The organism is Eubacterium sp. OM08-24 (assembly GCF_003438075.1).
Classification (GTDB): domain Bacteria; phylum Bacillota; class Clostridia; order Oscillospirales; family Acutalibacteraceae; genus Ruminococcoides.
In genome coordinates this window covers 875,375-890,703 of sequence record NZ_QSTA01000001.1, presented here as the reverse complement: position 1 = coordinate 890,703, position 15,329 = coordinate 875,375, and the positions used below count along the sequence as shown (strand labels likewise).

15 protein-coding genes are annotated in these 15,329 nt (G+C 35.8%); 6 read left to right on the top strand and 9 right to left on the bottom strand.

Translation table 11 applies throughout. The features are described 5' to 3' along the window. Positions 1-63 precede the first annotated feature (63 nt). From DXC23_RS04455 to DXC23_RS04420, 9 genes are all read right to left on the bottom strand, one after another. Entirely contained in the window at positions 64-882 is an 819-nt protein-coding gene (locus tag DXC23_RS04455) for a restriction endonuclease (RefSeq protein ID WP_117704950.1), read from the bottom strand. A gap of 37 nt (positions 883-919) precedes the next feature. Next, positions 920-1,381 (bottom strand): hypothetical protein, encoded by a 462-nt coding sequence (locus tag DXC23_RS12620; RefSeq protein ID WP_242997400.1) that lies wholly within the window; start codon positions 1,379-1,381, stop codon positions 920-922. A gap of 113 nt (positions 1,382-1,494) precedes the next feature. Then, positions 1,495-2,460, bottom strand: a complete 966-nt coding sequence (locus DXC23_RS12615) for a hypothetical protein (protein WP_242997399.1) — start codon at positions 2,458-2,460, stop codon at positions 1,495-1,497. Between the two features lie 33 nt (positions 2,461-2,493). Beyond that, complete coding sequence (locus DXC23_RS04445; protein ID WP_117704949.1) at positions 2,494-4,185, bottom strand: DUF262 domain-containing protein; 1,692 nt, start codon at positions 4,183-4,185, stop codon at positions 2,494-2,496. Positions 4,186-4,187: 2 nt separating this feature from the next. Beyond that, positions 4,188-4,706: a hypothetical protein gene (locus tag DXC23_RS04440; RefSeq protein WP_117704948.1), complete on the bottom strand. Its 519-nt coding sequence runs from the start codon at positions 4,704-4,706 to the stop codon at positions 4,188-4,190. 562 nt (positions 4,707-5,268) lie between these two features. Further along, the gene (locus DXC23_RS04435; protein WP_117704947.1) at positions 5,269-6,120 is read right to left on the bottom strand and encodes a GIY-YIG nuclease family protein; all 852 of its coding nucleotides are present in this window, start codon (positions 6,118-6,120) and stop codon (positions 5,269-5,271) included. 976 nt (positions 6,121-7,096) lie between these two features. After that, positions 7,097-7,573 (bottom strand): hypothetical protein, encoded by a 477-nt coding sequence (locus DXC23_RS04430; protein WP_117704946.1) that lies wholly within the window; start codon positions 7,571-7,573, stop codon positions 7,097-7,099. 229 nt (positions 7,574-7,802) lie between these two features. Next, complete coding sequence (locus DXC23_RS04425) at positions 7,803-9,110, bottom strand: sensor histidine kinase (RefSeq protein ID WP_117704945.1); 1,308 nt, start codon at positions 9,108-9,110, stop codon at positions 7,803-7,805. Next, entirely contained in the window at positions 9,107-9,829 is a 723-nt protein-coding gene (locus DXC23_RS04420) for a LytTR family DNA-binding domain-containing protein (protein ID WP_117704944.1), read from the bottom strand. Before DXC23_RS04420 ends, DXC23_RS04425 begins: the two co-directional genes overlap by 4 nt. Before the next feature lie 199 nt (positions 9,830-10,028). Here DXC23_RS04420 and DXC23_RS04415 point away from each other — a divergent pair, with 199 nt between their 5' ends. The 6 genes from DXC23_RS04415 to DXC23_RS04390 all read left to right on the top strand — a co-directional run bounded on the left by DXC23_RS04415 (position 10,029) and on the right by DXC23_RS04390 (position 15,316). After that, positions 10,029-12,065 carry an alkyl sulfatase dimerization domain-containing protein gene (locus DXC23_RS04415; protein ID WP_117704943.1) on the top strand — a complete coding sequence of 679 codons (2,037 nt, stop codon included), beginning with the start codon at positions 10,029-10,031 and terminating at the stop codon, positions 12,063-12,065. 23 nt (positions 12,066-12,088) lie between these two features. Then, the gene (locus tag DXC23_RS04410) at positions 12,089-12,631 is read left to right on the top strand and encodes a DUF308 domain-containing protein (protein ID WP_117704942.1); all 543 of its coding nucleotides are present in this window, start codon (positions 12,089-12,091) and stop codon (positions 12,629-12,631) included. Between the two features lie 224 nt (positions 12,632-12,855). Continuing rightward, positions 12,856-13,161, top strand: coding sequence for a hypothetical protein (locus tag DXC23_RS04405; RefSeq protein ID WP_117704941.1), 306 nt, complete (start codon positions 12,856-12,858; stop codon positions 13,159-13,161). A 13-nt stretch (positions 13,162-13,174) separates the two neighbouring features. Continuing rightward, positions 13,175-13,651, top strand: coding sequence for a hypothetical protein (locus tag DXC23_RS04400; protein WP_117704940.1), 477 nt, complete (start codon positions 13,175-13,177; stop codon positions 13,649-13,651). A 529-nt stretch (positions 13,652-14,180) separates the two neighbouring features. Next, positions 14,181-14,858 carry a hypothetical protein gene (locus DXC23_RS04395; protein ID WP_117704939.1) on the top strand — a complete coding sequence of 226 codons (678 nt, stop codon included), beginning with the start codon at positions 14,181-14,183 and terminating at the stop codon, positions 14,856-14,858. 74 nt (positions 14,859-14,932) lie between these two features. Next, positions 14,933-15,316, top strand: a complete 384-nt coding sequence (locus DXC23_RS04390) for a hypothetical protein (RefSeq protein WP_117704938.1) — start codon at positions 14,933-14,935, stop codon at positions 15,314-15,316. Positions 15,317-15,329: the final 13 nt, after the last annotated feature.

Here is a 15,329-nt window from a genome sequence, read left to right as displayed (position 1 = left end):
CTTGTTTACGGAAACAAATCCACGATGTTTTTTACATTTACTTGTCAACGGGAACATATCCACCTATAGTTTTAATAATTTAGTCCAAACATCCGGTAGCTTATCTCTAACTAAATCTGCCATTCTTAAAAATTCCTTGCAATCTATTAAATCAAATGTGTCTACGATGTTTTTATTAATTACATTACTTGCATAGTCCTTTGCGGGTTTAGAGAAGTGGTCTGCTGTTGATACAAAAATACAGCCTCGCACGTTATCCTCAATTACAGTTGTTCCAATCAGCGCTCTGAGAGCTTCAACACCTTCTGTAGCATTTGCTTTTGTTCTTCTCTTAATTTGAATTAGTGATTGTTTACCACTATTATCAATAAGCAATCCATCTTTTCCACCATCCCTTGTTTTTCCGAAAGCTTTAACCTTGCAAGATGGGTAAAAATCAGAAAAAACCGACCGAACAAGTTCCTCCATTTTATGTGCATCAATATTGTAAATTACGCTTGGGTCTTTATTTATATATTTACGGAGGACCTCGAGTGGTATATCTATGTCAGAATCTTCATATGTTTTCAAAATTCCAGAGGAATACTCCAAATCCATTGCTCTTATCCCATCTACTATGGCATCGCTCTGATTTGAGTATTTATACTCCCACCAACCACAATTGGGGCATTGAACAACTAATTCGCTCTGGTCAAACCGCCCCCATAACCATTCAGGATAATCTGTTTTCGATTTATGGTGTATCACATTTTCAATTTTTTGTTTGCAGAAAGGACATACAGAGTCATGCTTAAATAATGGTAATCCGTTTTCTACATATACAGAGTTTACAATTCCTTTACTTGCTTTTTCCGTTATATATTCACTATAATCAACAATCACCTATTCCACCTACCTTTTCACAAACTCTTGATATGTGTTATTCTGGCTCTGGTAAATCGAAATCTTCATCCGTACATTTCCGTATAATATGCTTTGTCTTTTCTGCAGGCAGAGGTACATCTTCTGCGGAAAAATATTCTATATCTACCACTTGCACAACCGCCTCATGGTTGTCTTTGCCCGCAGGCACAAGCACAAAATCACCAATCTCGATGCTGTCATCGCCCGTCAGATAATAATAGGATTTTTGCCCTTCTTCAAAGACCACGCTGCAATAGATATAATCCGTTGTCCTGCGTTTTACTTTACCATACACAGATGGGTCAAGTATCTCTCCCCAACCATAAAAACGTATGAAATCAAATACCGCATCTGCAAACTCCTCAAAATTATCCGGCAGTCCATTTTTATCAAATGACCCTGCGATGACCTTTTGTGGGGTCTTTTTATAGTCAATCGTAATTTTATAATCCTTGGTTTCGTTTGGAGTATCTATCACATCGTCGGGATTCCCTTCAATGTGTGAAAACAAATCCTCTGCATTGAAATTTTCAAGCAGACTTTCAATTCCTCCTTCAATTTCATACTTACGAGAAACCTTACAGCCAGACCCTATATTTTGGATGTTTCAAGGGTTTCTGTTTCTCTGTCAATAATTAGATGCTCTGTGTAATCCCATGTAACAAATTCCCAAGTTGCTCCTTCCGGCACTTCCTTAGGTTTTATTTTTGTGACTCTGTGATAGTCCAATGCGATTCTGTTTATCACATCCGGTTTGCAATTTCCATCAAAGACATACAAATCATCCATACCAACAGTATTACGTACAAGGTCAGATAAATCGATGCCCTCATAGTCAAAATCAGCACAAAGCGAACCACGGAATTTATACACTGTTCCCTCGGTATTTGTTAGTTCCATCTCCCAATTGCCAATATCTGTAGCAAAAATTTCATCGTATTTATTGCCAAAATAAGTTGCAATTGCACAGAGTAATCTGTTAGTAGCAACTTTTTCAATCTTAAAATTCTTACTTCGTGCCTTTTCGTATCTTTCTCCATTGTGACCAAAGTTATATCCGGAAAACCAAACCCGACCTTCATCATTGATGGTAAGATGCTGTTCTACTTCTTCGTCCGGTTCAGGCATAGGTCCGTAGCAGATATTGTTAGACACAATACGCATTTTCTTTAATGTTCCTTGGAATATAAACGGATTATCCCCGGAAAGCAATGCCAAACGACTAAGTGCCAGAATAAACCACGCTCGGTTTTTGGGTGCCAATATTTCTGCTGCGTCATATGCCCAATGGTTGAAATATCTCCATTGAGAATAAATTGCAGACCCAAGCAGGGGGATGTCTGTGACATCATCAATGATTCTATTCAGAGCCTCATGGTTGTTTGCTGCCTGTCCATATCTCTCAGAAAAAGCGTGGCCACAGTCCATCTCAAAACCAAGAGCAGCACAATCATCAGCCATAAAGTGGTCAACCAAATCTATGTAATTAATGTTCTGAGCACGAAATTTATCGCACCATTTGACAGCAAAATCATGTATCTGTTTCATGTCTGGCACTGTGGTACACCTCCAATTCATATAATACTATTTTTATCCAAGTATCTGACGGATTTTTTCTGCCAACAATTCCTTACGTTTTTCATAAAACTCTTCAAAATGCTCAAGTTCTAACCCAACATCATCCGGGATGAACGCCTCCTTACGGAACTTTGCCTTCTGATCATCGTTCATATCGTTATAGTACTCAATCAATGGCATATTATTTTTACTTCCGTTGCTGCGGCCTTCAAGAAGTTGGAGATTGGGGAGACGGTTACGGTTTCCGCGCCATCTGCGCCACACATCCATAGTTACAGAAACAGGTTTGCTACCGTCAAATCTGTCATATGGATGCAAATGGTTCTGCTCATACTTGAAGTTCTTGTTGAGCCAATCCAAGCTTAGATAGTAAAGAGCCTCTCCGGCAACACGACTGCCTTTTTCAGAATTGAGAATATCCTCAATCTTGCCATCGGTTACACGAAGTTCATTCATCTGGTTCAGCATATCAACAGTAATCTCATAATCGTTTTCATTGATATTGCTCTTCATCTGCTGCAACTTACTTGTAGTGCCTGACTGGAAATAGGTAAACAGAATGGCTCTTACCAGGTAAGCACGAACGCCTTCTGTATTGTCTTTATAATCAGGATTATAATAAATGAAATATACAATAGGGAGTAGGACATTCCAACTGCTTGAGAAACGGCTGACTTCAATCATCATTTCCTTGAGGAGTGCTTCCAGGTTCTTAAGTGCCTTCTTGAACTCGCTCCAGTTATTCTTCAATTCTTCCGCTATCTGCTTGTTTATGTTTGACTTGATGACATCACCATAAAGCATCAGTGCGGCTCTGATGATAAAATCGGAACCGAATCCGGCATAAGAGTCTACAAGCAGTTTCCCGAACTCTGTCTTCGCACTTGGCCAATAAGCTTCCAAGATAGACATGGTAATTTCCGACTTACGAAGTGCCTTACCACCGCTATTGAAACGAACGAACATCTCAAGCGCATCATCCTGTTTCATATCCCGGATTTCAGTATAACGAATAAGCTTTTCGACAAAAATCTTCTCATAGAGTTTATTTAAGATGCCTCTCGCATAATCCTTGCTGTCTGCTGGAACATTTGCAATTGCATCTTCGATGGCTTTTTCCCTAGTGGTTACATCCTGGAACTTCGGTTCAAGAATCTTTCTGATTTCGAACTGAGTCGGACTCAATTTACCTACTTTCTCGCTGAACTTGATGTCATATTTCTTGTTGTTGTATTCTTCTTCATCTACGGTCAGCTTGTTTTTATTAAGTTCAATCAGAAGTTTTGTAACGATGCCACCGCCAGATTTCTTCCGTGCGTGTTTCTGACGGATGAACGCATCACCAAACAGGGACAAATAGAGAGAAGTGAGTCTCTGCTGCCCGTCAAGTACTGCTGTATCGGTCAGTTTTACATCAATGCTCGATAATTCATAATTTACGCTGTCAGCCTGCTTGCGGCTATCAAATGTAACAGAGGATAGGAAATTACAGAAATAAGTATCCCATGTTACATTGTCATCATCGACATGCCAGAATAGGAATGTAGCAATCGGATAATCCAAAAGAATGGAGTCCCACAGTTTTTCAATCTGTTCCATACTCCATACATACTGTCTTTGAAATGCTGGCATAACATATTTTCCGTCTTTGATATGCTCAAGAGCCTCATAAATCGTAATGCTGTTATCAATTAAAACGCTCATCGTTATGTCTCCTCTACATAAAAACTGTTCTTATATTTCATAAGGGTTTCTTCTACTTCATCCCAGATCCAAACCCGGTCACCGTCATCCTCAAAAACCTTACCATGAGATTTAGGACCGTCCAGTTTCATCTGTGAATAGTTATTTTTGAAAGTAGGAACATACAAATCTGGGCGTTCTTTATCACTGCACAAACGCTCCATCATCAGCAGGGTTGCTTCTCCTGCGATATGTTCTGCCATAAAGTAGGCTTTGATTATCTTATGATTATATTGGCTTGGCTTTAACGCCCACATTGGTATACGTTGAAGTGCCTTACCGTAAAAATCTTTTTCATTAGAATCGATTGTTCTTGTTGCCCTCGGCATATATTCCTTCGATACATTTCCGAAAGCTTGGGCAATATACCAACGAAGGCACGAATCTGCAGCCTCGTCAGATGTTTCACCGGAAAGATTAAGCGCCATGTTAAATTTATCAAACACATCTGCGTCTACATTAAAAGATATACTTTTTCTCATCGAATAACCTCCGTCCATTTACACTTTAATATTATATATTATAATACCAATTAGTAAATTTGTCAATACTCACGGACAAATTTACACAACTCCCTTAGGCAGAAAACACCCTGCATTACTGCAAGGTGTCCGTATCGTAGTTCTTGTTCAATTATCTCTTGAGTTCAATACTACATTTTTAAATTAAAAAGCCACAGTTGAATTGTCAATTGTGGCATTCTTTTTGTCTACTCAACTCTAAATCAACACTTCCATCTATCCAACTATAAAAATTAGCCTCTTTGTTACCTCAAAAACGTAGAAAATCCGAGGACTTGTATTTGCGTCCAAATCCTCGGAAAAGCCTTATATTTCAAGCTATTTCACACTTTTACTTCTGTACTTTAGTCAACAGAACCACGCACTCAACATGGCTCGATTCTCCAACGAGTAACGCATTTCGTACCCAATGTACAAGAGAATAGTGGAACACCTATTTTCGCCTTAAAATGGGTATGTCGAACCGATACAAGTGTTGAGTTACTCCATTCATCAAACAGGGCAATATCTCAAAACATTTTTATCAGTTGTCATTATAACCATTCTTAATCGTATCAAAGCAATGTTTCCAATATTGCTCTCTTTCAATAATTTTCACAGGGTCATATGACAAACCAAAATATTCTAACAATGTATATGTAAAATACTTCTCAAAATACTCTGCTCCATTCTGTTCATAGAGTGCGATAAGTTTTTTATTTCCGCCATGCTTGGAATCTAGATAATTACCCCATCTTTGGGCAACTCCTTCTTCGCCTGTTGCAGAACCAATGTATAACTTTCCTGTGTGAGTATCAGTTAAACAATAAACTCCTGTTATCTTTTTTAAGGCTTCATAATAAGTTGGGAGAATCCGACCATTGAAAATGTCAGATAATCTATGATATGGCAGATGCACACGGTCATATCCTTCAAACTTTTCACCACTATAAACACATGGAAGAACCTCTCGAACAATTGCTTGATCAAGATATTTGCTCAAATTAAATACATATCTTGAGAAGGTATTACCTTTCTTGCATTTGATGATGAGCCTTCCGAATAATGGAACAAATCTATCAAGCACTTGAACATCAGCCCAATCATCGGATGGAGTATTTATTATTTGTGCAGCCGAAATAAGCAACCATTCATCTTCCGGCATTTTTGCGAAACTAAAAACCCATTGCCCAGGATAAAAGTTTCTCTGCTTTCCATACCAACCCCAATATGAACAGTCCTTGCAAGTACCGTTTGTTTTATCTTCTTCAGAATGTTTTAACCATCTATCAAGAAATGGTTGTCCTCCTCTTCCGGCTTGCATATTAAATTCTATTTTACTATTGTTAATCTCTTCTTGTGACAAATGAAGAAAGTCGTTTAATAATAAGTCCATGGTAATTACCTCCTGTTTATTACTCGTTTTTATCTGCTCACCATTAGGTAGAATGATTGACTGTTAAAATGTAACTTCAATCACATCAGCAATCTGTTTTAACTCTTCAAGAGAAACTGTATCACATAATTTAAGTATAAACCATTTGTTCGGTGAATTCAATCTCATTAAAAAATGTTACTGCTTTTTATGTATAAAAAACACCCTGTAAATTGTACAGGATGATAAGAAATATATTAACTATCAAATAAGTGATGTTTTATGTTTTTAAAATTTAGAATAGGGGAGAAGTAGTCTTTTAGTAGTCTGCATTATTTAAGCTTATGAACTGCGGTGTAGAAATGATATTTACTTACTCAGATAAGACTCATTCAAAGCAAATCACACCCAGCAAAAACTGCTGTTATATATAGGTATAGGGAATTGCTTTCTGTTACAACCCTTTTAACGATAACTCTGAAACAATAATGTCTGTACTAACCCTATTAACGATAAGGCATAAAAGCTGATTTTAAAACTGTTGAAAAGTAGTCTTTTGGTAGTCTTGTACTTTTCAACTGACCGTGATTTGCCGAGATTTACAAAGGAATATTGCGGTTTGTAAAGCGTTCGTGAGTCATCCCATGGCATACAAACATTATCTTTATCATAACAAATTTCCTCCCGATTTGTCGTAAAATGCCGTGATTTGCAAGGGTATTTTTGATATAACAGGAATGAGTATCATTTTTAAAGCTTCCTCAAATTACGCAAATCAAGACAAAATACGACATATTAAATTTTTTAAAAGTAGTCAAACAGTAGTCAGCTAAGGGGGTGTGCAGACTACTTTCAAAATCAACCGTATAACGATAGCTTTTGAGTAAGGGGGTGCAAAAGCAATTTTCACTTGTTATAATTCAATGAGAGAATTATAATTCACCAATTCAAGCTATCGTTAATGGGGTTGAAAGATGATTTTATTATAGCATAAAAATCATTTTGTCACAATAAAAAAACACCCACACCGTAATGATGTGAGTGCTGATTTACACCGTCTTAATCTTTTTTCGCAGTTTGTGCTTTCGGCAGGAATCAAAACGCAGGAGCAAAATCCCGGTTCGGGCTGATAGCAATGAATTGTTAAAGACTTGCCGATTTCGGGACTGAAATCACAAACAGTCCTGCTTGTTCCGTTCAGCGCAACATCGGCGTAGCTTACCAGCCATTTTTTGTCGCCGTTTTTTAATACTTCGTAAAAAGAATGATTAAGCATTTCAGAAATAGGCAGTCCCTCAACGACTTCCATTTGCTTATTGCAATAACGAAACGCAAAATCTATGCCGTGCCCGTTTTCATAATCTGCATACACAAACCAAAACGGATTGTTTGAAAAACACAGCAAAATATGAAAAAGAATAACTCCGAACATAGATATAGTTCGTGCTAAGTCAATATAGCTGTATTTCTTCATACTTAACACTTCCTTCCGAAAATCATAAAAATTTCGATTTAATAAGCTGAGTATATCATAGTAATATCAAATGGCAAATATAATAAGATGTAAAGCAAAATGAATAGCGACAGTAAATTAAACTGTCGCTTGTTTTTGTAAATCGTATTAATATTTTAGGTTGTATCGGCTTTACTTGCAAAAACGCAGATGGCGAGAATAGATTTTTAACTAAGGAGCAGTGTATGCGTTATCCCCGCAGCATAACATCTGCTCTGAATGTTCCGCTATTATAAGTGAATTTGCAATAACCTCCGTTTTTTTCGGCAATGCGTCGAACAGATTGCGTACCTATTCCATAGCCGTTTCTTTTTGACGAACTGAAAATACCGCCTTTTTCGTTGATTTCACCGTTATAATCGTTTTCGACCGACAGAATTATTATGTTGTCAGAGTGCAGGTAAGCTGTTATGCTTATCTGCTTTTTTGTTTTACTCGATTTCAGGCTTGCCTCAAGAGCATTCTCAAGAAGATTGGCGATTACGAGGCATATGTCTGTTTCAATAACAGGAAGATTTTCGGGAAGATCTAACCTATGATTTAGAGTAATATCATTATTTTTGCATCTTGCGTAGTAGTGACCTACAATTCCATTGACCGCACCGTTTTTACATAGCTGCAGTTCAGTGTCCGGAATACTTTGTGATGCCGAAGAAAGATAATCTTCAAGTTTTTTCCAGTCCTTTTGCTCTGCAAGAGCATTAAGAACGGCAAAATGATGTCGCATATCATGCCGGGCTTGTCTTGTTTCTTCAATAGCTACTTTTATTGTGTCATACTGAGCCTGCTGCATATTTAAAAATTGATTTTCCTGTATAAGCCTGTTGTTGTGGTTAAGACTTTTTGCTATAAAATACAGCAGTGCATAAAATATCAGAAGAAGAATGAAAAGTGCGGTGCTTACAACAATATAAATCTGTATGCTTTTATCTTCAAGCGTATTGGCTGTATTCCAAGGTACTATAAACAGGTTAATCAGAGTAAATGTTATCGGCAAAATCCAGAACACATACCAGGTCTGAGCAAGGTTTTCATCATCAAGCAGTCGGCTTACGCCATGCGTAGCAGGATACCATACAATCAAAACAAAAAGCCAGGATAATATAATATACAGAATTGCCGTATTCATTTCAAACCAAGGCGAAGTATTTTGTGGGTATGTCGTTAGGTCTATAATTCTTGTTATGCAGGCAAGACTGCAAAAAACTCCGAATACCGCAAGCGAAATGCTTGCAGATTTCCATACCGATATATTTGCAGTACAGCAGTATATTGCAGTAAGTATAATTGTAATCGGTATTACAGGGAAAATTAAATTAAGTTTGAAATAACAGCAAATTAATCCGCACGATATACATAAGCCTACAAGTGATGGAATCAGTATACCAAACAATTTTAATTTTGAGGTTTTAAGATGATTTTTTATTGGAAGATACGCAAGAATTGTGGCTGGAATAATTGCTGAAAGTACAATTATGGGTCGCAAAATATCATTCAAAGTGAGTCCCTCCTGTTAAAAAGATATTCACCGAATACATTTTTAGCAGATTTTATAAGACTGCGGCTGATAGTAATTCTCGTATTGTTGTCAAGAATAAACTCGCTTCCGTTTATATCTTTGATATGCTCCAGATTTACTAAAATGCCTCGGCTGCACACAAAGAAATTTTCATTGTTTTCAAACAGCTTTGTGAAGTCTGAAAATGTACTTCGTACGATTTTTTCTGAATTATCTGTACAAAAAATATGTATGCAGTGCTTAAAGTGTTCTGCATATAAAATGTCGCACAGCCTTATACGCAAATTGTCGCTGTGAGATGAAAGTTGAATATATTTTTCTTTTTGAGGCATTTTTTCCGATATTTCATCAAGCAGCATTTCAAGCTCCTCGTTACTGTACGGCTTTACAAGATAGTGTAATGCACGAACGCTGAAACCATCAAGTGCATGGTCTGTTGATGTTGTGGTGAAAACCAAAAGACATTTACGGTCAAATGCCCTTAGCTTTTGTGCTGTTTCTATTCCGTTTTCGTCATTCATATATATATCTAAAAAGACAAGGTCAAATCTGTTTTGCAATGCCTCATTTAAAAAGTCACTGCCGCTATCGTAGAGGTGTATTTCAACATCGTAAGAAATCAAGAATTTGTTTTTTAAAAGTCTTTCATAAAGTTCGTTCCGCTCGCTTTCGCAGTCATCTACTATTGCAATTCTCATACTGCTCCTCCTGTATGGTTACTGTTTCTATTGTAACACAAAATTGTATAAATGTTGAGATAAATTTACTGTTTGTGCCTCGTTTTTGCATTTTGTGACAAATGTATAGACTAAAAACAATTTTTTATTATAATTATCTTGATATTATCTAACAAAGTGTGTAGGATAAAACAATATCTAAGTATTAAGGAGGAAAATTATGCCTAATAAAAAGAAAACAGGCGTCTGCATTGCGTTGGCGGCAATGCTGGCGGCAACATCCGTACTTTGCGGATGTCAGCAGAGCAATGAAGACACTGCGGCAAAATTTGACAGTGATGTGAAAGACGCATCAAGCTATACAGCCGAACAAAATGCGTCGGTATACAAAGTGCTGGACTTTTCAGATGAACGGGAAAAGGAATTTGCACAGAAAGGTTTTATAACAGCGCCGGAAACTCTTGAAATAAAAACGGAAAACGGAACTGTTGCCTGGAGTCAGTCGGCATATGATTTTATCAGAAACTCGTCAACTCCTGACAGTGCAAACCCAAGTCTTTGGAGAAATACCGAGCTTAATTCACTTTACGGACTGTTTGAGGTAGTAGACGGCGTATATCAGGTTAGAGGATATGATGTTGCCAATGTTACCTTTGTAAAAAGTGATAACGGATGGATTGTTTTTGACTGTACCACAAGTTCTGAAACAGCAAAGGCAGCACTTGAGCTTCTTGAATCAAAGTTTGGAAAGGCTCATATTGCAGCTGTTGTTGTAAGCCATGCACATATTGACCATTACGGTGGTATCGGAGGACTTATTGACGAAAAAGATGTTGCCGACCCATCGCTTCCGCTTGATGAACAGATTAAATCGGGTAAAACTCTTATTATCGTTCCCGAAGGATATGAAAAGGCTGTTATGGAAGAAAATGTTTTTGCAGGAAATGCTATGAAACGCAGGACTAACTTCCAGTATGGCTCGTTGCTTGAAAAAGGCGAGAAAGGCAGCTTATCGGTCGGTATCGGTCTTACTCCTTCAAATGGTACAACTACCTACATATCACCGTCATACGAGGTTAAGGAGGCTACTGAGAACATTACGGTTGACGGCGTGGAAATGGTATTCCAGCTCACTCCCGACACAGAGTCACCTGCCGAGATGAACACATATCTTCCAAAATATAAGGCTTTATGGATGGCAGAAAACTGTACCGGAACAATGCACAATCTCTACACACTCAGAGGTGCGGAGGTTCGTGACGGCAATGCGTGGGCACAGTATATTATGGAGGCAAAGGAACTTTTCGGCGACAAAACCGAGGTGGTATTTCAGGCTCACAACTGGCCGCATTGGGGTAATGAAGTAATCAATGAATATATGGCAAATACAGCGTCTGTATACAAGTACATTTTCTCACAGACACTTATGTATATCAATCAGGGATACACCTCAACGGAAATTGCCAATATGATTGAGCTGCCGGATGAGCTTAACAAGGTTTGGTATACTCGTCAGTATTACGGAACTCTTAAGCATAATGTAAAGGCTGTTTATCAGAAGTATATGGGCTGGTATGACGAAAATCCGATACATCTCGATGAACTTGAGCCGACAGAGTATTCAAAGAAACTTGTTGAGTATCTTGGCGATACCGACAAGGTGCTTGAAATGGCAAAAAAGGATTTTGACAAGGGTGAATATCAGTGGGTTGCACAGATTACAAACACACTTGTATATGCAGACCCTGAAAACCAAGACGCCCGTTATCTGTGTGCAGACGCACTTGAACAGCTTGGCTATCAGGCAGAAAGCGGTGCATGGAGAAATGCTTATCTTACAGGTGCTTACGAGCTGCGTAACGGAACAAAGAATTATCCGGATACGACAGCAGGCGGAACAGGTGCAACTGCTCTCGGTATGAGTACCGAAACAATGATTGATTACCTTGGAATTTGTCTTGACGAAAAGAAACTCGAAGATCAGAATCTTGTAATTAATCTTGAAGTAACCGACAAAAATGCAAAGTATCTTCTCCGCATTAACCATGGTGTGCTTATCTATTCTCAGGAAAATTGGGTTGATAATGCCGACGCAACAATCAGAACTAAGAGTGCAGGAATCCTTGGTATTGCACAGAATAATCAGCAGCTTATGGACGCTTGTATTGAAAAGGTTGAGGGCAATAGTGATGTAATAAAAACTCTTACTGACAGCGTTGCAAAGTTCCCAACTTATTTCAATATTATTGAACCTTAATTAGCTGAATCTGAGGGTTGATTATGAAAGTATTAAATTTTATTTTTGGTTTGTTGTCTGTAATCGGAGCATTTTACTGTATTTTTTATCCGGGACTTACTTTTCTCAACAGTGGTTGGATAGTAACAATTTTACTCGGAATGTGGGGTATATGTTCTGTTATTGATTACTTCTTAAAACGCAAAAAGTCAAAAAGCGAGCAGAGTGAAGCTGTTATGGGTACACTCGGTCTTATTGTCGGAATTGCAGCGGCAGTAGTTTCTGTACTTGCAATGTTTATACCGTCAATCAGGCTTGTATTTGATATAACCATTCTCTGTATTTTCTCCGGCTGGCTTATTATTGACGGAATCTCATCCGTTGCAATGTCGTTCAAGGTTAAAAATTCAGGCTCAAGTGCGTGGATTATATCATTGATTTGCGGTATTCTTGTAATAATAGGCGGTATCTATGGGTTGTTCCACCTTGTATTTACCGCTCAGACAATCGGTTTTATGATTGGTGTACTTCTCGCAGTTTACGGTGTCAAACTCATCATTTCAGTGTTTGAAAAACCGTCTGTATAACAATTATCATCACAAACCCTCAAGGCAGAAATTGCTTTGAGGGTTTTTTATATTATAAGCTCTTTGATAAAACATTTTTCAGTTGCTTTATAATTTATGTATAAAAGCTTATCGCATTAGTAAAATTTCATAATAATATTACGCTGAAGCTAAGAATTATATTGAAATATGGTGTTGACTATGTTAAAATATTATAAAGATATATTAAACATCGGAGCAAATGTATGAAAGAGAATAATCGTGTCTTGTTTGTGGGTAACGGGATTGCTATGCAAATGGGAATTGCCGAAAAATGGGATACAATAATTAAAGATATTGCCAAAGATTATGATGTTAAATTATTTCCCGATACTAACAATTATTTACCAAATAATATGCAGATAGTAATTGCGACAAATGATAATGTTGATAAGGCTATGGCAGAATTTTGTGAAAAGCTAAAGGCGATTTCTCTTACCGATGAACAAAAAATATTTGGCAAAAAAATTCTTTCACTTGTAGTATTAAAATTACTGCATATAAAAAAATAGTAGAGGTGTTTTTATGTTAAAGTGTTTTAAACCTATTTGCTATGAGATACATTGCTCAGATAACGATATAATTAACAGCATTATGGAAAGCTCCTGCTTTTATGGTGAGTTTTTAAATAATTCGTTTAAAATGCAGTTATTATCTCAAAATAGTATTTTCATACAAAACGGCATTAATCCTATATTTTGCGGTAATGTAAATAAAAATGGAGATAGCGTAACCTTGAATATAAAATTAAAATTGAATTTAGAATGTTGGCTTTTTATCTTTATAATAGCTTTTATTCTTTTTGGCGTTATAATATTTAATATTATCAATGCTTTTCTTAAAAATCTAAATTATATATCAATAATATATCCATTAATTATTTGCATTGTTTTTTTAGCGTTTATTTGTATTATTGTAAATATGAAATATTCTGATATGAAATTTGAGATTGAAAAAATTTTAAATAAAGATTTTAAAGGAAAATTCAAAAGAATAATATAGTCTTATTAATACTTTTTAATATTAGTTTTATAAAGAATATGTAATAGTAATATTGAATTTATTTTTTGCTTATATTAATAATCAATTTTAATATAAAAGTAAATATATTTGTTCCGTTTGCTTTGTTTTTGACATATGAATATTTGATAATAAATTTTTTAAAGGATAATTTTTTGACCGATGATTTCAAAAGCAAGACTATAAAGGATTTAAGTGAGTATAATTTCAGAAGAGTTAATATTTATAGAAAAATAATATACTTTATTCAAGCTGTATGTATAATATTAGCTCCCATTATGTGGATACTGGTGATTTATAATGTTTAAATAATTTGTAAAAAGATAAATAGGCAACATCTTACTTTTGTAGTATTGCTTTTTGGAGTTACTTTTATATTTTTAGTTTTTGTTTTATCAAAATAGGTATCTTTAGTATATCACTGAATTAATATGCTATTATGTGGTCGACCGGATTATATATGTCCTAGTCCTATTTACTATTAATCATATAATAAAGGTGGAGAGTAAAAATGCGAAAATTATGGAAAATACATATTGGTTTGATTATTAGTTTTATTATTTCATTTTTTTCTAATCTGTGTTTAGTAATTTTTTCTAACGAAAAAATCAATGCTTATTACCCGATTGCATTACTTTTAACATATATGTATTTAATAATTAATTTTTTAAAAGATGATTTTCTAAGTAAAGAATTTCATATTATTAAGGAGTATAATGCTATGATTTATGATAAGAGTATAACAATTAATACAAATCTTTCTTTAGATAATTCCAAAGAAAAATTGAAACAACTGACTTTTCCTTATAGCAAAGCAAGTAAGTACAAATGCGACTTTATTGGCAGAATATCAGATGATAGTTTTGATATTACACTTAATCTATCTGGTCCAAGAGAACCGATAAGAACAAAAGTTGTGGGCTGTTTTAAAAGTAATAATGAAGGAACTATCGTTTATGCAAAACTAAAACCATCACCAGTAACATTGTTTTTTCAGATAATATATAGTTGCTTGTGTATATTGTTTTTTATTATTTTTTTATTGTATAATCCTTCAACCATATTACTTCCTATATTAATGTTTTGTTTTGGTAATTTGGTGATGTTAATTTTTATTAGATCTAATTTTAATACAACAGAAAATATATTACAAAAAGCTTATTGCAATAAATGTGAAATTAGAGCATAGAAAAATTAATTGTTTTCGCTAAAACAAAAAATTGTCTTAAAGATTTAAGAATATTTCCTTTAAATTAATGTGAAGTGTTTTTTGAAAGGATACATAATATTTTTAACTGGGGCGACAAGCTTACACGCTACAACGGAGAAACAATAACCTATGATGAAATAGGCAATCCGCTTTCATATCGTGACGGTATGGAAATGACTTGGCTCAACGGCAGAAAGCTTACAACCCTACAAAGCGGCAATGACAGTATCAGCTATAAGTATGACAGCAACGGCGTAATAACAAGTAAAACCGTAAATGGAGTTGAATACACATATGAATACCTCAACGGTCACCTTATGCACGAAACAAGGGGAGAAAAAGTATTTGACTATTGTTACGATGCAAACGGTCAGCTGTATGCAGTAAGCTACAAGGCAAATTCTTCAACCGACGCAGTAACATATTACTATTTTTAGTGTTAATGCTTTA

Bases quoted from the DNA above. Each gene is read 5' to 3' on its own strand.
- DXC23_RS04410 (WP_117704942.1), top strand. From the start codon at position 12,089: ATGAAAGTATTAAATTTTATTTTTGGTTTGTTGTCTGTAATCGGAGCA.
- DXC23_RS04405 (WP_117704941.1), top strand. From the start codon at position 12,856: ATGAAAGAGAATAATCGTGTCTTGTTTGTGGGTAACGGGATTGCTATG.
- DXC23_RS04430 (WP_117704946.1), bottom strand. From the start codon at position 7,573: ATGAAGAAATACAGCTATATTGACTTAGCACGAACTATATCTATGTTC.
- DXC23_RS04400 (WP_117704940.1), top strand. From the start codon at position 13,175: ATGTTAAAGTGTTTTAAACCTATTTGCTATGAGATACATTGCTCAGAT.
- DXC23_RS04440 (WP_117704948.1), bottom strand. From the start codon at position 4,706: ATGAGAAAAAGTATATCTTTTAATGTAGACGCAGATGTGTTTGATAAA.
- DXC23_RS04420 (WP_117704944.1), bottom strand. From the start codon at position 9,829: ATGAGAATTGCAATAGTAGATGACTGCGAAAGCGAGCGGAACGAACTT.
- DXC23_RS04415 (WP_117704943.1), top strand. From the start codon at position 10,029: ATGCCTAATAAAAAGAAAACAGGCGTCTGCATTGCGTTGGCGGCAATG.
- DXC23_RS04435 (WP_117704947.1), bottom strand. From the start codon at position 6,120: ATGGACTTATTATTAAACGACTTTCTTCATTTGTCACAAGAAGAGATT.
- DXC23_RS04445 (WP_117704949.1), bottom strand. From the start codon at position 4,185: ATGAGCGTTTTAATTGATAACAGCATTACGATTTATGAGGCTCTTGAG.
- DXC23_RS04395 (WP_117704939.1), top strand. From the start codon at position 14,181: ATGCGAAAATTATGGAAAATACATATTGGTTTGATTATTAGTTTTATT.